This is a genomic window from Pseudoalteromonas sp. 2CM36K, from assembly GCF_023161865.1.
Lineage (GTDB): Bacteria > Pseudomonadota > Gammaproteobacteria > Enterobacterales > Alteromonadaceae > Pseudoalteromonas > Pseudoalteromonas tetraodonis.
The window spans coordinates 132,140-150,071 of record NZ_JALNTK010000007.1 but is presented as its reverse complement, the minus strand read 5'-3'; the positions used below and the strand labels follow the sequence as shown (position 1 = coordinate 150,071).

Here is a 17,932-nt window from a genome sequence, read left to right as displayed (position 1 = left end):
GTGATAACCAAAGCCAAGGTGATAACCAAAGCCAAGGTGACAACCAAAGCCAAGGTGATAACCAAAGCCAAGGTGATAACCAAAGCCAAGGTGACAACCAAAGCCAAGGTGACAACCAAAGCCAAGGTGACAACCAAAGCCAAGGTGATAACCAAAGCCAAGGTGATAACCAAAGCCAAGGTGACAACCAAAGCCAAGGTGATAACCAAAGCCAAGGTGATCAACAAAAGCTACGTGATGTAATTACCCAAACATTGAGCGCCAGCGATGGCGACATGCTGAAAGATGCACATAAGTCATTAAAATCAGACTTTGAACAGTTTGCGGTAGTCAATGGGGAGGATAGTTATACTTCAGTAAGAACGGCAGTTCCCGCACCTAAAGATAATGGGAAAGAGTTGCTTACTTCGGTAAAAAGCTCATCTGCTAAAATACGTAATCAGCTCTACGGTTTAGTTCAAGCAAGTCAAAGAACTGGGAGTAGAAACAAACGTTCCGGAAAACGTTTAGATACAAATAGCCTTTATCGAGTTATGAATGGTGATACTCGTGTGTTTCGCACGCCGGCAGATAAGCAACGCCCTAACACGGCTGTGCATATATTAGTCGATATGAGTTCATCCATGAACAACCAAAGTACGGGTTCATCAAAGAAGATGTATGAGGTAGCTAGAGAGTCTGCACTTTCGCTAGCGTTAGCGTTAGAGCCAATTCAGGGGGTTAATCCTGCTGTAACATACTTCATGGGTAATAACAGAGAGCCAGTGTACAGTGTGGTAAAGCATGGTGAGAACGTTGTTAATCAAGCGGGTAAGTTTATGCTTGGGCCAAAAGGAAGCACGCCAATGGCAGAGGCTATCTGGTATGCAGCTTTTGAGTTAAGTAAGGTTCGTGAAGAGCGAAAAATGATTATAGTTATTACTGATGGTGCGCCTAACAACGAAAAATCATGTAAAAACGTAATTGATCTTTGCGAGAGTAGTGGTGTTGAAATGATCGGTATTGGTATTGATATACCTATCATTAATCGATTTTTTTCAAACAATATACTTATTAATGATGTAAACGATCTGAAGAAAACCTTGTTTAAGCTAATGGAGAAGTCTTTGATTTCACCAGCTGCATAACAAGAAATGAAAAATATTAAATACCCTCTTTTTGAGGGTATTTAATATCTATATGTGCAAATCGTACTATATACACCCTAAAAGGACAAAAGTAGATTAGTCCTGACCCTAAAATTTATTTAATATTGACCATAATCCATTTTCCGGGATATGTTTTTAAACAGCATAGCGCGGAAAAAAGATTTTTCTCTCATGATGAGAGTAAAAATGAGGTAACTGGCCTCTTCAAACAAACAGCATATAAATCCACCCTAGGGGCGTATCACCCTTAGGGGTTGGTGCGTCCTTAAATTACAGTTTAGGAATAGCACCATGAATAATCATATCAATAAAATAGCACGTTCTATGCAAGACATCGCTGCTGACCTCGAATTACCTGTGAATTACCAAAGTGATTTGCACACTGACTTTAAATTATTAACTAAATACAAAGATGAAAATCTTATTTGGTTATTAAGAACGCACGGTACAGTACTTATTCCAAGTCAACTAGGAGTTGACCCTGGATATCTCACGCATTGGCTATGGGGTAGCCATGGTCAAAAAGTGGTTCCATTTCTAATAGATACCAAAACAGGGCTTGTAGAGAAGATTAGTTTTGAGGAAGCTGAAAATTTAATTATGAAGCCACCTTCAAACCTGAACTTAGAGCCATCAAGAAAGTGCTTAACGTACAAAGTTAATAGCGTTCTTGAGAAAGGTTGTGATCTAAGGATTTGGGGAATGTTCGAGTCACCTAAATCAATATCAGATATAGGTAGCTGGACAGAATGGCAAGCTTATTTCAGTACAACCGGCAACCGCTTGATGGCTGATTATATAGGCAAAGCCATTAGGCTTTCTCCGCAATTAGGAGGGGACTAATGAAGATAACACTTCCGGCCAGCAACGATACGTTATTGGTACAAATGGAAAATAAACATATTTCTGTAGAAACACACTGTCGCAGTGGTTTTTGTGGGATTTGTAAAAAACGGTTATTAAGTGGTGAAGTAATTTATCACGAGAAACCGTTAGCATTTCTTGGTGAGGGTGAGGTTTTGGTTTGTTGCGCTAGCGCAACAACTGAAGTTGTCATTTTAAACCAAGATTAACTTAACACGCTTTTAAGCGTTTTTAACATAGGAACTTACTCCCTACTAGGGCGGTAAATTTCTTCAATAGGAGTAATTATGAGTACACAACACGTAAAGTTTCCCGGTGGCAATATTGAAACACTTTCCGAAGCGGAGAGTATGTTGCACGCGGTATCAATTGATGCTCAAAAGGAATGCGAGCCAGAATACCTCAACGAGCTTATCTCATTGAAATCCTGGTTAGAAAACCAAATTGAAAGTCAAAAATTCTAAGTACTAATATGAAATTTGCCCCCAGAAAGGCTCTTAATCCTTTCTGGGTTTTGAGCCCTTAAATTTAAAAGGTAAGCTCATGAAAGCAATAAATATTAACTTATATGAGCATCTTGATAATCAAGATGTTCAACTTGAGCTGGATATATTTGACCCTTACGAGCCAGTAAACACAGCACAAATAATCCCGTTTAAACCAAAGGTTGAATGGGATGAGTCAGCTATAACAGACCTTAGAGAAGGATTACTATGTAACACCCTAAGATCTCTAGTTGATGGCAGAACAGGCGTAGCGACTAAAGATGAATCGATGGCTTGGTTAATGTCCAATGATATAGATCCATTTTCGTTTGTCGTTTGTTGTTCAGAGTTAGGTTACAACCCAGAAACGCTTAGAGAGCAAACGCTCTTTACTTTAAACAGGTTGAACACTAAAAGTAATAACTCTTAAGGGATCGCCCTCAAGAGTAACAATCATACTGTGCTATTTCCCCTGCCGGGAGGGATAGCACACCCATAATACAGGAAAGGAATTATGTACAATCAGAACAAAGTTAATAGTACGAATGTTAAAGAAGTTCGTTTAAGCGAGCTTGATTTACCGTTCAAAACCACTGAACTTTCAGAATACTACAAAGAGAACATACACCTTGTGGGAAACGAGCTAATTGTGGGTTATTTAAGTGATGATCATCACTGCGAAACCCCGTTTAGTGAAGGCAGTGGTTTAGTTTACTCCGCACACCGAAACTCGACTACTCATGAGGAGATGCAAGATTCACTTGCGCTAAATCATGAATGGCTACCGGACTTAAGTCTAATCGAAGGTTATGAGGAACGATTAAGAAGTCTTTGGCTACAAAAAGCTCAAAACTCTCTTGAGTTTCAGATTTGGGCTGAACAAACTCCAGGGGCTCGCCCTACTTACAGTGAGGCTTACTATAAACGCCGAGCTGCAAAACTATGGAGAGAAGATGTTTGCTCTATTGATGACTTTGATTTTACTCACGAAGTGAAAGTTGAATTGTGGTCAAGCCTACGGAGTGAAGGGCTTATAGGCGATCAATGTGCTGTTATGCTTGATTGCTATGAGCATGGAGGACAATGCTGGTCAATATCAGGTGCTGGTATTCAAGATCGTTGGGATACAGCTAATGGTATTGGTTGCTGGGTTCCAGATGAAGTAGCGAAAGAAGAAATTGAAAGGCGCGCTGCGTGTTATTCCTTTGGGCAGATCAAGGATAATGGTGCTTGGTCTAAGAGCGGTGGCCGGAAATTATACTATGTTGAATTTGATAGCGATTTTGCTACTAATGAAAACAGAAAGTTTAATAGCTGGTCAGATGCGTTTGAATGGATGATGCAGGTAGTAAACAAGCACAAGCCTTTAAGACGAAAATTAAGTACAGAAAAAAGGCTGTTAATTGGCCGCCGAAGAGCCGCTACTGAGTTAGCTGAGTGCACTTTGGAAACGTACAACCAATGGCTTCAAGGGTCTGTTTTTGGTGTTGTTATTGCTACTTTCAATAATGTAGGTACACAAGACAACCCTAAGTGGGCTTTTGATGATTCTGAAGAAGTATGGGGCTATATAGGTGGCGATAACGCTATGGAAGAGATGACTTATCTTGTCAAATCTAAAGTAGAAAACCTCGCTCAAAAAGTCGCATAAAACTAAATAATCCCTCATAGGGCGCAGTTAGCCCTAGCGGGGTTGCTGCGCTCTAAAATCTAATTTTAGAAGGTAGTAACAATATGAAATCTATAAAACAACAAGCATTGGGCATTGCATCAGCAGCTGTCCTAGAGTTCACTCCAGCATTCCATGGTAAGTGGTATGAGGGTTATGAGCTTTTACTTGAGTGCATAGCTAACAACCAAGAACCAGAGCACTGCTCTTTTAGAGATGGTATTGATTTTTGGAGCTGGGAAGAAGCTATACAAAGCATTGAAAAAGACGCGGAAGAAATTTGGAAACCGTTTTCTGAAGAGTTGGTACAGCAGAAAGTTGCCCTAGCCAAAAAAGCTATAGGTGATGGAAATGCTGAATCTGTGCTAGCGATACAAAGTCTCGGTGAAATCCCAATGAGTAAAAAAGCTGAAATTTTTGCGGGTGTTCTACGCAAAGCAGCTAAAGAACTTAATAGTGATCGCGAAAGGGACTTGTATCGAGTATCAAGCTATTCAGGGCGCTTTATGTATGGGCAAACCTGCTTAAGCATATCAACGCCGGCTGGTCATGATATTAGCGAAGTTGTGGTGCAAGTAGGTAAGGTGTACAAAGAATTTGGACAGCCTAAAAAAGATAATATGGGTTTTGGTTTTGTTTTTTACTGGCCTAACATTCCCTATTCTTCTGAAGATGAATAAGGATGAACCATTTATCTATGAATATTATTTTTAATTGAAAAATAACCAGGAGGCGCGCTTAATTGCACCTCCTGCATTTCAACCTTTTGTCAAAGATGCTTTAACAAATCCAGCTTTAAGAAAAGGTTTTACCCAATAACGGGTGAAAATGAGGTAACTGGCCTCTATAAACAAACAGCAATTTAAAACCCTCAAGGGCCATCAGCCCCAAAAGGGGATGATGTGCCTTTAAACAACTAAAGGAACTCATTATGAAAACATTCATAGTAAAACTGAATATCCAAGCTGGCGAATATGCCAAATCAACTCAAAAATTAATTAAAGCGCTTTCAGTAGAAGAAGCTGAACGCAAAGCATTACTTGATGAGTGTCACGGTACTATTGGTGAAAACTCAGAATGGGCTCATGGCGGTGTCGCTGACCTAGGATGGGAGTTTCATTACTCTGTAAGTAGTTGTATTGAAGTAAGTCCTGAGCATGTAAGAACGCTTGAACTCTACTGTTAAAAAACCACTGAAGCACCACCAAAAGGTTGGTGCTTCAGAATCATAGAGGTATTTATGAAAATTGAAAACGTAATCCGTTTACCTTCAGAGGATAGCGGCCTTCAGCACTGCATTGTTAGGCTTAATAATTACAATATGGATTCTACTAGGAAAGACAAAAGTCGTTTTTTTAGAAGAGAACCGTTAGTAATAATTAACAATAATAATGGCTGTAAAGTCCTTAGATACGCTATGGGTCATTCTGGTTTAAGGATTTGCAAAAATGCCATAGGATTAGATTATGATGCAGTTGATGCGTTAAATGTTAGCTATGAGCAATGTGTAAATTTAGAAGTACGTAGAGCAAAACCTTGGGAGATTTGGGGCTGGTTTTGGCACCACCCTGATCAAAATGTTCAACTATCAATTAAGTTAGGTGTGGCTGGTGCTGTGCTTGGCGTGATGGGGTTCATGACAGGAATTGTTCCACTACTTTTTAATTAAACATGATGAAGTTAGCCTCTTATACATTAAAAGGGCCAATTTTAATTGGAGGACACATGGATTTTGGTGAAGAAATTTTGTTTTTACTCAGCGTTTCACAAGCAGAAGTTGAAAAATTTCTGGATGATAAATTCGGCCATCTATACGAGCTTGGACAATGCCTATATTTTTCATATGAGACTAATGATGAGAATGAAGCAAATATAAATAAATTAAAAGCACTTGGGCAACCAGTCCCGCTTGATCTTCTGTTTATATCCAGAGCAAGAACAGAGCTGGGCGAGTGCGTATTAACAGGGCAAACCGGCGAGTGTAGGGTTATTACACTTGTAGAATAAGTTTCACATGTGAAACTTTTCTTTATACACCCCAAAAGGGCGGATAGAGCTTTGTGACTAAATGTTTTTGACTATATTCTGTTTCTATACAGTCAGTATTTGACTATGAGCGGTAACTGGCCTTAAACAGTAAAAATATTAACCTAACTGAGATACGCAATCCAGTTGGGTTACGTATCTCAAATATATTCTTGGAGATACCATGTCTAATAAATTTAAAATAAAAAACTTCGCAGAAGTACAGTCATTTGACTCTGTTGAAGAAATCGAAAGCGCACTCAGAAGCCAGTATCGTGGAATGCATATCAGCATCTCTTACGCGAGCCAAAAAACTGGGCTTCTTTGTTCCATTTTTGTTTCTGTAAACAACGATGGCGCTGTGTTTTACACTTATGGCGATGAGTCAGAAGTTGATTTTAAAAAAATAAACTTAAGCTAGGAGCTGGCATGAAATACACAGTTGCTAGCTACCTCAAAGATCGCTTAGTAGAATTAAATTACCCTGAAAATATGGAGGTGAAATTTAATTTAGAGAAAGGTCAAAATAATGGAGTTGCTTTTACTGGAAATTTATCCTTTGAAAACGCTTTGGTTATATTGGAGCGCCTTCTGTTAAATTACGAAAATTCACTTGTCGAGGTGGAGTGCCTAGAAGCTCTCCTGCTAATTGCAGAGGGAGTTGATTTGAACGCATTTACAATAGTCAGTAAAGGCGTATTGCAAAACACGTCTTTCAGTGAAGTTATGAGCTTTAATGAAAACTTTGAATTGTTTACTTTTTTATATGAGCAAGGCGAAGTAATAATGAATGGCCTAGGGGATGAGTTAATCTTAGCCTGGGTTAAAGTTTGTAAAATGATAAAAGAAGATGCGATTAAAGTATCCAAGCAACTCACTCATGAAGCAAAGAGGTTATTTAGGGCTGTATCATCTGAAAATATAACATTAGAAGAGCGAACTACTGCTAACTACATAGTTAAGTTTTCAGAAGTGGCTGCCATAGAACATTATGACATTGATGTTTTTTGTGAAAAATTAAGCCATATTGACCTAGAGAACTTTCATAATGGAAAGAGTCGTATGACTGGATTTGCGGCTGAAGTAATAGATAAAAAAACTTCTTCAACTCTTGGTGTCCACACTGCATACGGGGTGATCATCAAGACTGGAGACAAAAGTTATGGAGGCTTTCGTAAAGAACTAATCCATCAGGCTATTTTTGATGCAAGAGAGCGCATTAAGAAGCATGCCAAAATTGTAGCGTAAGCACAAAGAGAGGGGGTAACCCCTCTCTCCCTATCAAGGCTGATTACCACTATTCTGAGATTCCGGAAATAATGGTAATAAGCTTTTTCTCTCATGATGAGAGTAAAAATGAGGTAGCTGGCCTCTTCAAACAAATAGCAAATAAACTAGTTATATGGAGCCTTTCTATATATCACAATCTTTAATTTCACCTAACGGTACACATCCGTTGGGGAGGTGTACCTATACATTGGAGTACATCTAAATGAATATTAATGAATTAACTATCACACCTAAAAAGTTGTTACCGGTAAATGAACTAACTAAGGAAGCTGGTTTTAATTACAGTGTCTATGTTAGTGAAAAGGTAATAAATAAAGTAACCCTATTTGGCAAGCAAGACCTAAATGTATTTCTTAAGGTGTGTGCTGGTCAGTTGGGTGTATCTTTCACAGACAGCAAAAACTGGGAAAAAACACGACTGTTTTACCCTATGCCACGCTATGAAGGGTCATTAAGTCCTGAAGAAATCATTATTAAATCTAAAAATGGAGATGTTGAAATATATTTCGCATTTGAAGATGCGGAAATTTTCAGCACCCCTCTCTAAATATTTAATCCCAACGGGGAGCCTATCCCCGTTGGGATAACTCCCTTTTAAATATCTCAATGTCGGGGTTTCCTTAAGCCCCTTCAGAGGGGTTTAAGGAAGCCTCGATGTTCGAGGCTCATAATAAAGGTGAGAACAATGTCTTATTATAAAGCAGAAAAAGTACGTTTTGCCGCAAACGGCAATTGGATTTTCATTGTGTCAGCACTTGCACCGCACGCAACTGATGCACTTAAAAAGCTAGGGCGTCATGTAGGCTGTCCTGTACACGGTGGCAAAGATGGGTTCCGATTATTTAAAAAAGATTTCTTAGAAACAGGTGGGGGCGTATGCAATACATGCGGGCCTCGTCACGATGGATTTGAGCTACTTATGTGGCTTAATAACTGGAGTTTCAAAGAAACCCTTGAAGCAATTGGTAACTTCCTTTCAGTTGAACCAGAGTTAACATGGGAAGAGAAAAAACAACAGCAAGAAGTTAGTGATAAAAGCGATAAAGCTGCATCAACTAACAAGCCTGGAACGGCCCCAAAGCCACCCACGCAAGCTGGTGAAAAGCCAAGCAATGTGTCAACGCTAAAAAGCGCAAATACAGAAGCCTGGCTAACTAAATTGCAGAAAGATATGGAGGCAAACGCTGAACGCCAAAAAGCGTATAGCGCAAAACTCGAAGGTAAAATTGCAAAGATATGGAGTGAAGAGTGCATTCCTATTTCTAGCCAAATGGTTGAACCAATGCGAGCTTACTTTCAGAGCCGTGAATTGTTATTTCGGTGGGAAGAAGTAGAAAAAAGTGATTGTGTTCGGTTTCACCCGGCGCTTTCTTATTATGACGAAGATGGCAATGAGGTTGGTAAATTCCCCACAATTGTATGTGCTATCCGCGACAAAAAAGGCAAGTTAATCACTTTGCATCGCATTTACTTAACAGCAACCGGTATGAAAGCAAACGTACCATCACCAAAGAAAATGATGCCTATTCCAGAAGACTTTACTGTTACTGGTGCGTCAATTCAACTGGGTCACCCAGGTGAAGGTATCCTTGGTGTAGCCGAAGGTGTTGAAACAGCTCTGGCAGCATATCGTGGTTCTAACATACCTGTGTGGGCAACAGTCAACGCAACATTGTTAGAAGCATTTGAAGCTCCTGAAGGGGTTCATACCGTCTTGATTTGGGCAGATAAAGATAGAACGCTAACTGGCCAAAAGTCTGCAGCTGTTCTAAAAGATCGGCTTGAACAAGAAGGTATACAAGTGTTTATTCTTGTACCTAAACAGCCCATACCTGAGAAAGAAAAAGGTGTGGATTGGAATGATGTGTTAATGAGCCAAGGCAAATATGCTTTCCCTAGCTCATCGTATCTGAGAAATTTTATCTCAAGAAGAACCGCTGGTGGTCATGTTTGAAATGTTTCAAATTGATCTCAGCGACCATATTAGCCCTTTTAATTATTGTAATTTAAAGGGCTTTGTTAACCATAGTGAATAGTACCTGCAAGGTAATGTTCATTAACTTAAAGAAAGGAAATAAAACTATGATTAAGCAATGTGCTAGCAGCGAAGTAAAAATCAGTTCTAGTGATTTATATTTGGTGTCAGGTCGAGTTTGCGATTGCGAAAATGAGTTTCAACTCGTTAGCGCAAATTCTGCAGAAGAAGCTGAAGATATTTTTGAAAAGTACGTGAGGATGCAAGTCAATATCGAAGGCAGTGACTTTTATATAGAGCACTGCCAGAAAATATCAGATATGCATAGAAATGTACTAACAAAATCTCAGTAATTCACATAATGATTTTTGGGGGAAATTAACTGCACACCTAGCAGTTAATTTCTCCTGATTTACACAGAGGAAGAACCCATGTTAATTGAAAATATAAAAGCACCAATGACAGCTGAAATGCTATCTGAAATTGTTGAAAGCCAGATTTGTTGTTTTGGTGACGCCCCCCTTGTTACGCGACCTGAGATGGACTTTATAAGTGGGGAAGAAATATTCATTGAGAGTTCAATACTGCTTTGTTGTATGTCAGACGAAGAGATGGCTGAGGATGACCTTACCCTAAAACATCTGGCAAGGCATATTGAAGCTTTTGATCAGAGTTCGATTATTTATTACATATCACTAAAACCGAAAGATTTTAGTGTTGGTTTTTATGCTGATGACCGGTTTATCGAAGTTATCAACTCAAATGAGTTGGCCTTCCGGTGAAGCGCCATTTCGTTTAACTTTATAGTGGAATAAATATGATGAACTTAAGACAAAAGCAAGATCTAGCGCTAAGTAAAAAAATGAAAACATTCTTGGAAGAATGTAATTCTAAACTTATCTCAGCGTTGGAAACTAAAAATGTTTCAGATGATTATCAGCATGAAATCAGCTTGTTAATCGAACAAAATACGAAACAAATTCAATACCTAAGTGAAGAAATCAAATCTTTCTCTTAGTAACAAAAACTAAAGGGCTGCAAACCACTCTACTTGGGTTGTAGCTCTTATTATATTTAGGAGTAAACAATGGATAAGATTAATTTTATTGAATTAATACAAAATAAAACGATATTAGTACGGGAAAATACGAAATACGCACTTACCAAGCGACTTAAAGAGCTTGGGGCATTGCATTTACTTGAGAGTCCTCAGGTTCGTGTTAGGTCTTATATTACTAATATCCAAAAGCCAGTTGGATCTATATTTAACGGAACATTATAAAACCCAAAGGGCAAGTACCTATGGGGAGCTTTCCTTTGTAATCAGGAGCATATTATGGAAACCAATAAACGATTAGATCGCAATCAAGCTATTGAAAAGCTTGTAACAGCTATAAATGATGAGCATAGAAGCAGCTTAACATTTGAGCAAGTTAGTAATTGGCTCGGTGAAGATGCAACAGTGAAAGATATTGAAACACATATTTTTGAAATAGAAATTATTTCTTATGAAGCAGTACAACCGATAGACATATTAAAATCCGAAAGTAATATTTTAAACTAACTAGGTATTACCCATTAGAAAGCACCCTCGGGTGCTTTTTATTTCACTATTTTTTATCAAATAATTACACTTCAATTATTAGGTTTGTTAACTAAGGCTTTCATCGCAACTAAATTTGGTTGTTGATAAATAGCGAACTAATGGGAATGATTAATATGATTAGTAAAAACTGGGATTACATGGTGAGTTATATATATCGTGAGTTCTATCTTTTTGGCTACAAAAAACACTCTTTACCACGTACTTTAAGGTGTTTATTTGCCAAAACAAAATTACATCGCTCTTGGTTATCAGGAAGTATGGGGGTTTATTGTGAAAATGGTCAGCGAAGAGGGGTAAAGAGCAGAGCTTGGTACACTAGAAGGAAATAACACCCAAGTGAGCTTGCATTATTTTAAAGTGTGATAACCTGTATTCACATTAAAGGGTATCCAGGCGGAAAGCCGCTGCAATAACCTACAAACAAAAGGAGAATAACTATGATGACTTTAACAACAGTATCAGAGCGAATTACAGACTCAAAAGCTCGTGTTTATTGGCGTGTAGGCACTAAAAACAAAGGTATTATCAATCTCAATTTGCGCTCACCCTCTGAAGACTCTGCTCTTATCGGGGAGTTAATAGCAATACAATTTCTGCTTTTTGATAAGAAGATTTTTGACAGGGCCCCCGGCGGCGGCGGGGGATACAAACTGATAGTATCAAAAGGTGCAATTAAAAAGCTAGCCCTTGGTAAATCAACCAAAAAATTTGCAGTGCAATATTCAAGTTTTTTGCTTAGTAGAATGAAAGGAGTAACCATCGAAGTAAGTCAAAAGCTTGAGTTTATGGCAAATAAAGAAGATTTTTTACCTTTATTAATAGACGAAGGCAAAGATATTAGCACTCAAGAATATGCTGAAATAATCACACCTGCTATGGGTGCCGTAAGGGTAACGCAACATGCTGTAGAGCAATATGAAGAGCGAATTTCTTCTGGCTGCCCAAAAAAACCCTGGGCATCATTAACTAAAAGGCTAATGCACCCAGAACTTCGCATTCAACCTTTAGATGCTAAAATACTAGCGCATAAAGAAAGAAGGTATGGACGTTCAGATAATGTAGAAGCATGGTCGCACCCAACTTCAACTTTTACATATCTAGTTGTAATTGATGATAAAGGTAACAGGGTTTTAGTAACTGTGTTTGAACGGTACATACAACCTCAAAACTAGAGTGTGCATATGATAAATAATGTTCAAATTACGAGCTCATCGATCCAGGTGAAAACTGTACAGGTTGACTCTAAAAAGCTAACAAGGGCTACATTAAATGTTTTACCAGTACTTCCTCCGGCATGGCATGATTTATATCAATCTAAAGAAATTATCATATAAGCTCAATCATGAATTAGACCTCCTCCGAAAAAAGAAAGCAAATATCGAGGAACAAGTTTTAAATTCTATAAATGTAATTAGTAGCACCACCAAATACCTTTTCATTTAACCCTACACTGCCCTTATTTAGATCTTAAGTTTTAGCCTTGTAGTAAACAGGCAAACCAGCGTTACTACGGGTGGACTTTATTGTCTCTACAAAAACCTAATATTTATGAGTACAGTTATAATTCCTCTACTTATTAAAATGTACCTTTTAGAAAGTAGAGCCTGTGATATAATAAATATCGAGTCAACACCATCAGAATTTAAAATTAGAAGCTGTAATTTAGGTGGTGATACTGAGTAAAATAAACACAGATAATATGTCCGTACTTCATTATGTAGGGTTGTTCTAAACACACAAACTTAAACTAAGTATGGAGCAAAAGCACAAAGTTACTTTGAGGCATCAAAAAATGCACGAACAAAACAATGATGAAAATACCGAAGTCACATTTCTCCCTGCAGAGCGTACTTTTGAAGTATTAAGTGCGGAGGCTGCTGGCACTGGTGTAAATGGTATTGAAAAAAATCCTGCTGTTTCATACTTAATGGGCTTAAGGGCTGAAAGTAGCCGGCTAGCCATGAGGTCGTTTTTAAACAACATAGCTAAAATGATGGGCTATCATGATTTAAGAACCTGTCCTTGGGGTATGCTTGAGCGGCACCATGTACAGGCAGTTTTGACCATGCTCACTGATGCGGGAAAAGCACCGGCCACTATAAATAATTACTTGGCGGCAATAAAAGGTGTAGCCGTAGAGGCATGGACACTTAAGCTTATTAGCACCGATACTTACCAACATATCAAGTTAGTTAAGTCCGTTAGAGGGTCAAGAATACCTAAAGGTAGAGCCCTGGCCCCTGCTGAAGTTAAGAAATTATTTTTCACATGTGAAAGTGATAAGTCTGCTATTGGGGTTAGAGATAACGCTATTTTATCTGTTTTAGTCGGGTGCGGATTACGAAGAGCTGAAGTTGTATCCCTTGATTTTTCTCATTATAACCGGCATAACCGCTCGCTAAAAGTGCTAGGTAAAGGTAATAAAGAGCGCATGGCCTACTTGCCAGATGGCGCATTTCAAAGGCTTGAAAGCTGGATTGAGGAAGTGCGAAGTGATATTCCAGGGCCACTATTTAGTCGTGTTCGTAGGTACGATGATGTTACCTCAGAGCGCATGACTAGCCAGGCAATTTACCATATTTTAAACAGTAGATCTGTCGAGGCCGGTATAGAAAAGTGTGCCCCGCATGACCTAAGAAGGACATTCGCTTCGTCAATGCTAGAGAACGGCGAAGATCTAATTACAGTTAAAGATGCAATGGGTCATGCAAGCTTAGCAACAACGCAAAAATATGACTTTAGGGGTGATGAACGCCTAAGAGCAGCGAGTAAACGCTTAGATATTTAGGGGGAAGAATGTCACAACAGAACAATTTTGGTGAAGCACTTACATTTTATGCTGATAGGCATCCAGAACCATTAAAGCGCACAGCTATGAACGTTCAGTACACATCTAGTCGGCTTGGTTTGCAGACGTTAAGTATTGAAATGACCACCATTAACTCCCCTGGTGAATCACCAGACTGGACAAATAAAACAATAATTCAGCTGACTAAAAGCGAGTTAACCGGGTTGTGCGGCGTGTTGTTTGGCTTGAAAAGCGAAGTAAAAGCTTCATTTCATGGCGAGAATAAAAACAAAGGGATTGCAGTGTATAACAATGGGGCACAGGGGGCTGCTGTCACTATTTCAGTAGCTGGCCGACATTTACATCACTTTTTATCACCCGAAGATAGACTTGAATTAGGTGTTTTTACTTTACGCAGATTGTCGGACGCGTGGAAAGTTACACCATCTGATACCTTAGCAATATTACGTCAAAATGAGTTGATAAGAAGGAGCCAATAATAATTTAAGTGATTATAATGATGATGGATTAATCTAAAGTTGAAATGTTAAGGGGGTATCGGGGTGAGCTATTAGAGCTAAAAATGTATATAAAAGCTTTTGCTGGGGCTCAAAATCATTTAAGAAACTACCCTGACACAGAATTTTGAACGCCCTCTTACTTGATGAATATTGTGCTGGCCGTGGACTTCCAGCCTTTCATTATGTAGTGGTGTAACAGGGCAACATGGATTGAACAAAGTATAAAACTGAGACAAACAAGCTTAGAACTTTCTGGGCTAGTTTAGCGGCTGCTAAGTGCCAGTGTAGGTCAGATAAGCGTGACTCGTTTCTGCCCCATTATGAGTTTCAGGTACAGCAAGGCCCATAACTAAATCTAATGCTAAGTAACAAAAATTATCTGAATGTTAATAAATCCACTGGCTCTGCTACGTTCGCTAGGGCTGTCGATTTTCCTTTTCCATTATTTGTTGGGCAATCTCAATCATGCTGTTACTTACGATATCAGGCATCAAATAATATGAGTTATAGGGTGCACCAGAACGATTAATATAAGCCGCTTTTAAACCGGCACTAAGTGCACCGTGGGTATCCCAATCATGGGTTGCAACAAGTCGTGCTTGAGAGGGGGCAATTTGTAGTTGTTGCAGTGCAAATAGATAAGCAGATTTGGATGGTTTAAACGTGTTGGCCTGCTCAACCGAAATGGTGTCGTCAAAATAATCCTTTAATCCTGCGAAAGACAACTGCGAGTTGAGAAGTTTAGTCGAAGAGTTTGATAGCGCCACTAACCTAAAGCCAGACAGTTTTAGCATATCCATCGCCGGTTTAACATCTTCATGAGCAGGTAATGCCGCAAGCGTGCTCAAAATATCTTGGTAGCCTTCATCTGAAATGGATTTATCTAGGCGACCAGCAAGAGCCTTTAATGCCGTCAATGCAAGGCTTTTGAAATCACTATGGACCGTGGTAACTAGGCATACTGTTGATGAATGTAATAGCATAGAAAACCAAGTGGTCATATAGTCTTCGCTGCCAAAGTAATGATTAAACTTTGGCTTAAGCCGATTTAAGTCGAGTACGGTCTCATTGATATCGAATAAAATAGTTTGTACTGGCATAACATTTTCCTAGCAATTATGGAGTAGCTCTTAGTTACCTGACCTCAGTCGCTCAATGAATTTAGGTAAATGGGTAATGGGTGAAAATATCGTCTATCTTGGCGTTGAGTAGCGCTTTATCATTGTTCAATTTAGCGAAGGTACGCAAGCCTGTTATTTGAATTTGCACGTGACTCGCTAAGTCTTCAGCGTCTTTTGTTTGATCAATTAGGCCTAGTGCTTGAGCTTCTTTAATCAACACCACGAATTCACGAGAAATTTCAGCAAGATGATCTTTAGTCACCTCAATTAAATCTTGATTCTCCGAGGTTAATTCCCCCATCGTTTTTGCTAGCATGCACACCCCGTTTGGAGCATCGGTTTGAGTATCGATAACCTGTGCTTTAACAAATGCCTTTATGGCGTTAACTGGCGTGTCGCATTCTTCTTTTAAAGCTTCTAATTGCGCAAGCCCCATATCGGTATAGTTGCGAAGTGTCTCTTTAAACAAGCCCTCTTTACTGCCAAAGGCTGAATAAATACTCCCCGGCCGCATATCGATCTCGTCTTGTAGATTGCGCATTGAGGTGGCATGAAAGCCTTTCTTCCAATAAAGGTTAGTGGCTTTGTTCACCACTTCTCGCCGATCAAATTTTGCTGTCTTTGCCATAGCTTTACTTAGTAATCAATTATATGAACAGTCGTTCAATTATAACTATGGAGGTTACGTAGGTAAAGAGAGTATGTTCAGTTCAATGACAGTACGGTTAAAGAATAAAAAATTAAACTTAATAAAATCAAAAGCATAATCGCCAATTAGCAATTTTGAACGATCGCTCAAATAAATACTTGAACGATCGCTCAAATAAATACTTGAACGATCGCTCAAATAAATGCTTGAACGATCGCTCAAATAAATGCTTGAACGATCGTTCAGGTTTAAGTATAGTTCTCCTCATCGACAGGGAATACAGCTTCCCACAATGGGGATAACAATAGATGTCCCTTTATCTTAAAAAGATTGGAGTATACAAAATGAGCAAATTTACCTTTCACACAGTAGAAACAGCACCAGAAAAAAGTAAACCAATGTTAGAAGGCGCGGTTAAGCAAATGGGCGCTGTACCGGGTTTATATGCTGTCATGGCTGAGTCTCCTGAAACCTTGAAAGCGTACCAACAGCTTCACCAGTTATTCATGAGCACTTCATTTGATGCCGAAGAGTTAACGGTAGTGTGGCAAACCATCAATGTTGAGCACGAATGTACTTTCTGCGTACCTGCACATACGGCAATTGCACACTCTATGAAAGTCGATCCTGCATTAACCGAAGCACTGCGTAACGAAGAAGCCATGCCAACAGCAAAACTTCAGGCATTGCATGACTTTACCTTAGCAATGGTGCGTGAGCGCGGTAACGTGTCTGACCAACAAATGGACACCTTTTTTGCCGCAGGTTACGGCCAGCAGCAAGTGCTTGAGATTATCCTAGGTCTATCGCAAAAGGTGATCAGCAACTACACCAACCACGTAGCCAAAACACCTGCTGGCCCAATGTTTGAAAAATTTGCTTGGTCTAAAAAAGCATAATCAATTCGGTATCTCAGCTTAATTTAAATCTGGCTTAGCCAGTGGAGTATTTATATGTCTTTTAACTTTAAACAAAAATATGGCGGTTGGGCATTGGTCACAGGTGCTACCTCTGGGATCGGCGAACAAATGGCGCAACAGTTAGCCGAAGACGGCATGAATATTGTTTTGGTGGCTCGTCGCGAACAAGAGTTAAAGGAATATGCTCAAACACTAGCAAGTCAGTATTCGGTTGAGACAGACGTGATTGTGGCGGATCTGTCGACGCAAGATGGTGTTGATAAGATCAAAGCTACTGAACATGACATTGGATTAATTGCTTTGTCTGCTGGTCTTGAAACCAATGGTGCTTTTGAAAAGTTGGATTTAGATGCCGAGCGTCGCTTGTTGCATGTGAATGTGAATTCGGTGATGGAGTTAAGCCACCACTTTAGTAACACCATGATCGCTCGAGGAAAAGGCGGTATTTTGTTGGTTGCGAGTATGTTTGGCCAAATGGCATCCCCTTATTTTTCAACCTATGCTGGCTCTAAATCGTTTGTGATTAATTTTGGTCAATCGCTTTATGCAGAACTTAAATCTAAGGGGGTTGATGTGAGTGTCTTGTCACCGGGGTTAACCAAAACACCGATGGCGGTGAGCACTGGCGTAAACTGGAAAAAAGTCCCTATGGCAGCAAGAGCGCCAGAGAAAGTGGCAAAAGTTGGTTTGCAAGGTGTTGGTAAACGTGTACTGACCGTACCGGGCCTGCGTAACAACATCATGGCATTTATGGCGGATTTAACGCCCCGTAAGATAATGGCACTTTCAATGCAAAAAATCTTGAACGGTGCACTGGATGCTAAGCGCCTATAAACCTGTTAAATCTTAAGTTTTAAAGGCTTGCGTGTTG

The 17,932-nt window shown here is 39.4% G+C and carries 26 protein-coding genes; 24 read left to right on the top strand and 2 right to left on the bottom strand.

Going from position 1 to position 17,932, the window contains the following annotated elements; genetic code table 11:
* The 22 genes from MTN97_RS06495 to MTN97_RS06390 form a co-directional block, all read left to right on the top strand.
* A partial coding sequence (locus tag MTN97_RS06495; RefSeq protein WP_409418106.1) for a cobaltochelatase CobT-related protein occupies positions 1 to 1,127 on the top strand: 1,127 nt, incomplete at its 5' end.
* A gap of 312 nt (positions 1,128 to 1,439) precedes the next feature.
* Entirely contained in the window at positions 1,440 to 1,991 is a 552-nt protein-coding gene (locus MTN97_RS06490) for a hypothetical protein (protein ID WP_248473984.1), read from the top strand.
* Positions 1,991 to 2,221 carry a class I ribonucleotide reductase maintenance protein YfaE gene (gene yfaE, locus MTN97_RS06485; RefSeq protein WP_248473983.1) on the top strand — a complete coding sequence of 77 codons (231 nt, stop codon included), beginning with the start codon at positions 1,991 to 1,993 and terminating at the stop codon, positions 2,219 to 2,221. Before MTN97_RS06490 ends, yfaE begins: the two co-directional genes overlap by 1 nt.
* A gap of 78 nt (positions 2,222 to 2,299) precedes the next feature.
* Positions 2,300 to 2,476 carry a hypothetical protein gene (locus tag MTN97_RS06480; RefSeq protein ID WP_248473982.1) on the top strand — a complete coding sequence of 59 codons (177 nt, stop codon included), beginning with the start codon at positions 2,300 to 2,302 and terminating at the stop codon, positions 2,474 to 2,476.
* Between the two features lie 79 nt (positions 2,477 to 2,555).
* Positions 2,556 to 2,927 carry a topoisomerase II gene (locus MTN97_RS06475; RefSeq protein ID WP_248473981.1) on the top strand — a complete coding sequence of 124 codons (372 nt, stop codon included), beginning with the start codon at positions 2,556 to 2,558 and terminating at the stop codon, positions 2,925 to 2,927.
* 84 nt (positions 2,928 to 3,011) lie between these two features.
* Positions 3,012 to 4,148, top strand: a complete 1,137-nt coding sequence (locus MTN97_RS06470) for a hypothetical protein (RefSeq protein WP_248473980.1) — start codon at positions 3,012 to 3,014, stop codon at positions 4,146 to 4,148.
* 83 nt (positions 4,149 to 4,231) lie between these two features.
* Positions 4,232 to 4,846 (top strand): hypothetical protein, encoded by a 615-nt coding sequence (locus tag MTN97_RS06465; RefSeq protein WP_248473979.1) that lies wholly within the window; start codon positions 4,232 to 4,234, stop codon positions 4,844 to 4,846.
* A 251-nt stretch (positions 4,847 to 5,097) separates the two neighbouring features.
* Complete coding sequence (locus tag MTN97_RS06460) at positions 5,098 to 5,352, top strand: hypothetical protein (RefSeq protein ID WP_248473978.1); 255 nt, start codon at positions 5,098 to 5,100, stop codon at positions 5,350 to 5,352.
* A 54-nt stretch (positions 5,353 to 5,406) separates the two neighbouring features.
* Entirely contained in the window at positions 5,407 to 5,835 is a 429-nt protein-coding gene (locus MTN97_RS06455) for a hypothetical protein (RefSeq protein ID WP_248473977.1), read from the top strand.
* 56 nt (positions 5,836 to 5,891) lie between these two features.
* Positions 5,892 to 6,173 carry a hypothetical protein gene (locus MTN97_RS06450; protein ID WP_248473976.1) on the top strand — a complete coding sequence of 94 codons (282 nt, stop codon included), beginning with the start codon at positions 5,892 to 5,894 and terminating at the stop codon, positions 6,171 to 6,173.
* 202 nt (positions 6,174 to 6,375) lie between these two features.
* A complete protein-coding gene (locus MTN97_RS06445) occupies positions 6,376 to 6,612 on the top strand; it encodes a hypothetical protein (protein ID WP_121638735.1) in 237 nt (78 codons plus the stop codon).
* 8 nt (positions 6,613 to 6,620) lie between these two features.
* Positions 6,621 to 7,439 (top strand): hypothetical protein, encoded by an 819-nt coding sequence (locus MTN97_RS06440; protein WP_248473975.1) that lies wholly within the window; start codon positions 6,621 to 6,623, stop codon positions 7,437 to 7,439.
* 244 nt (positions 7,440 to 7,683) lie between these two features.
* The gene (locus tag MTN97_RS06435; protein WP_024608580.1) at positions 7,684 to 8,028 is read left to right on the top strand and encodes a hypothetical protein; all 345 of its coding nucleotides are present in this window, start codon (positions 7,684 to 7,686) and stop codon (positions 8,026 to 8,028) included.
* A 138-nt stretch (positions 8,029 to 8,166) separates the two neighbouring features.
* Positions 8,167 to 9,435: a toprim domain-containing protein gene (locus MTN97_RS06430; RefSeq protein ID WP_248473974.1), complete on the top strand. Its 1,269-nt coding sequence runs from the start codon at positions 8,167 to 8,169 to the stop codon at positions 9,433 to 9,435.
* A gap of 128 nt (positions 9,436 to 9,563) precedes the next feature.
* Complete coding sequence (locus MTN97_RS06425; protein WP_248473973.1) at positions 9,564 to 9,809, top strand: hypothetical protein; 246 nt, start codon at positions 9,564 to 9,566, stop codon at positions 9,807 to 9,809.
* 78 nt (positions 9,810 to 9,887) lie between these two features.
* Positions 9,888 to 10,238, top strand: a complete 351-nt coding sequence (locus MTN97_RS06420; protein WP_248473972.1) for a hypothetical protein — start codon at positions 9,888 to 9,890, stop codon at positions 10,236 to 10,238.
* Positions 10,239 to 10,273: 35 nt separating this feature from the next.
* Positions 10,274 to 10,474, top strand: a complete 201-nt coding sequence (locus tag MTN97_RS06415) for a hypothetical protein (RefSeq protein WP_248473971.1) — start codon at positions 10,274 to 10,276, stop codon at positions 10,472 to 10,474.
* A 69-nt stretch (positions 10,475 to 10,543) separates the two neighbouring features.
* Entirely contained in the window at positions 10,544 to 10,738 is a 195-nt protein-coding gene (locus MTN97_RS06410) for a hypothetical protein (protein WP_121638729.1), read from the top strand.
* Positions 10,739 to 10,792: 54 nt separating this feature from the next.
* Positions 10,793 to 11,020, top strand: coding sequence for a hypothetical protein (locus MTN97_RS06405; RefSeq protein WP_248473970.1), 228 nt, complete (start codon positions 10,793 to 10,795; stop codon positions 11,018 to 11,020).
* A gap of 479 nt (positions 11,021 to 11,499) precedes the next feature.
* Positions 11,500 to 12,234: a hypothetical protein gene (locus tag MTN97_RS06400; protein WP_248473969.1), complete on the top strand. Its 735-nt coding sequence runs from the start codon at positions 11,500 to 11,502 to the stop codon at positions 12,232 to 12,234.
* 620 nt (positions 12,235 to 12,854) lie between these two features.
* Positions 12,855 to 13,850 carry a tyrosine-type recombinase/integrase gene (locus MTN97_RS06395; RefSeq protein ID WP_010555477.1) on the top strand — a complete coding sequence of 332 codons (996 nt, stop codon included), beginning with the start codon at positions 12,855 to 12,857 and terminating at the stop codon, positions 13,848 to 13,850.
* An 8-nt stretch (positions 13,851 to 13,858) separates the two neighbouring features.
* A complete protein-coding gene (locus tag MTN97_RS06390) occupies positions 13,859 to 14,350 on the top strand; it encodes a hypothetical protein (protein WP_248473968.1) in 492 nt (163 codons plus the stop codon).
* A 437-nt stretch (positions 14,351 to 14,787) separates the two neighbouring features.
* On the opposite strand, the gene MTN97_RS06385 is transcribed toward MTN97_RS06390, so the two are convergent.
* Both MTN97_RS06385 and MTN97_RS06380 read right to left on the bottom strand, forming a co-directional pair.
* A complete protein-coding gene (locus MTN97_RS06385; RefSeq protein ID WP_059021362.1) occupies positions 14,788 to 15,471 on the bottom strand; it encodes a haloacid dehalogenase type II in 684 nt (227 codons plus the stop codon).
* A 61-nt stretch (positions 15,472 to 15,532) separates the two neighbouring features.
* Entirely contained in the window at positions 15,533 to 16,120 is a 588-nt protein-coding gene (locus MTN97_RS06380; RefSeq protein ID WP_059021364.1) for a TetR/AcrR family transcriptional regulator, read from the bottom strand.
* A gap of 365 nt (positions 16,121 to 16,485) precedes the next feature.
* On the opposite strand from MTN97_RS06380, the gene MTN97_RS06375 reads away from it, so the two are divergent.
* Together MTN97_RS06375 and MTN97_RS06370 are read left to right on the top strand one after the other, a co-directional pair.
* Positions 16,486 to 17,040 carry a carboxymuconolactone decarboxylase family protein gene (locus tag MTN97_RS06375; protein WP_059021365.1) on the top strand — a complete coding sequence of 185 codons (555 nt, stop codon included), beginning with the start codon at positions 16,486 to 16,488 and terminating at the stop codon, positions 17,038 to 17,040.
* Between the two features lie 54 nt (positions 17,041 to 17,094).
* Positions 17,095 to 17,895 carry an SDR family NAD(P)-dependent oxidoreductase gene (locus MTN97_RS06370; protein WP_059021367.1) on the top strand — a complete coding sequence of 267 codons (801 nt, stop codon included), beginning with the start codon at positions 17,095 to 17,097 and terminating at the stop codon, positions 17,893 to 17,895.
* The last annotated feature ends 37 nt before the right edge of the window (positions 17,896 to 17,932 follow it).

What these genes read in the sequence shown, in the direction of transcription:
- MTN97_RS06370 (WP_059021367.1), top strand. Translation starts at nt 17,095, where the DNA reads ATGTCTTTTAACTTTAAACAAAAATATGGCGGTTGGGCATTGGTCACA.
- MTN97_RS06455 (WP_248473977.1), top strand. Translation starts at nt 5,407, where the DNA reads ATGAAAATTGAAAACGTAATCCGTTTACCTTCAGAGGATAGCGGCCTT.
- MTN97_RS06465 (WP_248473979.1), top strand. Translation starts at nt 4,232, where the DNA reads ATGAAATCTATAAAACAACAAGCATTGGGCATTGCATCAGCAGCTGTC.
- MTN97_RS06445 (WP_121638735.1), top strand. Translation starts at nt 6,376, where the DNA reads ATGTCTAATAAATTTAAAATAAAAAACTTCGCAGAAGTACAGTCATTT.
- MTN97_RS06380 (WP_059021364.1), bottom strand. Translation starts at nt 16,120, where the DNA reads ATGGCAAAGACAGCAAAATTTGATCGGCGAGAAGTGGTGAACAAAGCC.
- MTN97_RS06420 (WP_248473972.1), top strand. Translation starts at nt 9,888, where the DNA reads ATGTTAATTGAAAATATAAAAGCACCAATGACAGCTGAAATGCTATCT.
- MTN97_RS06450 (WP_248473976.1), top strand. Translation starts at nt 5,892, where the DNA reads ATGGATTTTGGTGAAGAAATTTTGTTTTTACTCAGCGTTTCACAAGCA.
- MTN97_RS06435 (WP_024608580.1), top strand. Translation starts at nt 7,684, where the DNA reads ATGAATATTAATGAATTAACTATCACACCTAAAAAGTTGTTACCGGTA.
- MTN97_RS06425 (WP_248473973.1), top strand. Translation starts at nt 9,564, where the DNA reads ATGATTAAGCAATGTGCTAGCAGCGAAGTAAAAATCAGTTCTAGTGAT.
- MTN97_RS06400 (WP_248473969.1), top strand. Translation starts at nt 11,500, where the DNA reads ATGATGACTTTAACAACAGTATCAGAGCGAATTACAGACTCAAAAGCT.
- MTN97_RS06385 (WP_059021362.1), bottom strand. Translation starts at nt 15,471, where the DNA reads ATGCCAGTACAAACTATTTTATTCGATATCAATGAGACCGTACTCGAC.
- MTN97_RS06475 (WP_248473981.1), top strand. Translation starts at nt 2,556, where the DNA reads ATGAAAGCAATAAATATTAACTTATATGAGCATCTTGATAATCAAGAT.
- MTN97_RS06410 (WP_121638729.1), top strand. Translation starts at nt 10,544, where the DNA reads ATGGATAAGATTAATTTTATTGAATTAATACAAAATAAAACGATATTA.
- MTN97_RS06375 (WP_059021365.1), top strand. Translation starts at nt 16,486, where the DNA reads ATGAGCAAATTTACCTTTCACACAGTAGAAACAGCACCAGAAAAAAGT.
- MTN97_RS06470 (WP_248473980.1), top strand. Translation starts at nt 3,012, where the DNA reads ATGTACAATCAGAACAAAGTTAATAGTACGAATGTTAAAGAAGTTCGT.
- MTN97_RS06405 (WP_248473970.1), top strand. Translation starts at nt 10,793, where the DNA reads ATGGAAACCAATAAACGATTAGATCGCAATCAAGCTATTGAAAAGCTT.
- MTN97_RS06395 (WP_010555477.1), top strand. Translation starts at nt 12,855, where the DNA reads ATGCACGAACAAAACAATGATGAAAATACCGAAGTCACATTTCTCCCT.
- MTN97_RS06430 (WP_248473974.1), top strand. Translation starts at nt 8,167, where the DNA reads ATGTCTTATTATAAAGCAGAAAAAGTACGTTTTGCCGCAAACGGCAAT.
- MTN97_RS06415 (WP_248473971.1), top strand. Translation starts at nt 10,274, where the DNA reads ATGATGAACTTAAGACAAAAGCAAGATCTAGCGCTAAGTAAAAAAATG.
- MTN97_RS06440 (WP_248473975.1), top strand. Translation starts at nt 6,621, where the DNA reads ATGAAATACACAGTTGCTAGCTACCTCAAAGATCGCTTAGTAGAATTA.
- MTN97_RS06490 (WP_248473984.1), top strand. Translation starts at nt 1,440, where the DNA reads ATGAATAATCATATCAATAAAATAGCACGTTCTATGCAAGACATCGCT.
- MTN97_RS06460 (WP_248473978.1), top strand. Translation starts at nt 5,098, where the DNA reads ATGAAAACATTCATAGTAAAACTGAATATCCAAGCTGGCGAATATGCC.
- MTN97_RS06480 (WP_248473982.1), top strand. Translation starts at nt 2,300, where the DNA reads ATGAGTACACAACACGTAAAGTTTCCCGGTGGCAATATTGAAACACTT.
- yfaE (WP_248473983.1), top strand. Translation starts at nt 1,991, where the DNA reads ATGAAGATAACACTTCCGGCCAGCAACGATACGTTATTGGTACAAATG.
- MTN97_RS06390 (WP_248473968.1), top strand. Translation starts at nt 13,859, where the DNA reads ATGTCACAACAGAACAATTTTGGTGAAGCACTTACATTTTATGCTGAT.